Source organism: Burkholderia sp. HAN2018, assembly GCF_024704855.1.
GTDB lineage: Bacteria > Pseudomonadota > Gammaproteobacteria > Burkholderiales > Burkholderiaceae > Burkholderia > Burkholderia cepacia.
In genome coordinates this window covers 1-380 of the sequence record NZ_QOBB01000572.1, presented here as the reverse complement: position 1 = coordinate 380, position 380 = coordinate 1, and the positions used below count along the sequence as shown (strand labels likewise).

At 70.0% G+C, this 380-nt stretch carries 1 protein-coding gene; it reads left to right on the top strand.

Translation table 11 applies throughout. The annotated features are described in order from the left end of the window. On the top strand, nucleotides 1-380 hold a 380-nt coding region (locus DPV74_RS41840), incomplete at both ends, for an amidohydrolase family protein (RefSeq protein ID WP_162923364.1).

The following is a 380-nucleotide window of genomic DNA, read 5'->3' as shown; positions in this document are numbered from 1 at the left end:
GGCGCGCAGGCGGCCGAAGCGACGCCGCCGGTCGCGAAGATGCTGTCGAAGGGCCTCAAGGTGTCGGCCGGCACCGACGCGACGCGCGTGGCGTCGTACAACCCGTGGGTGTCGCTGTCCTGGCTCGTGACGGGCAAGACGATCGGCGGGCTGCGCATGTATCCGCAGCGCAACCTGCTCGATCGCGAGACCGCGCTGCGCATGTGGACCGAATACGTGACGTGGTTCTCGAACGAGGTCGGCAAGAAAGGGCGGATCGCGGTCGGGCAGCTGGCCGACGTGGTCGTGCCGGATCGCGACTTCTTCGCGTGCGCGGAGGACGACATCGCGGGCACGACCGCGTTGCTGACGGTGGTCGGCGGCCGGATCGTGTGGGGCGC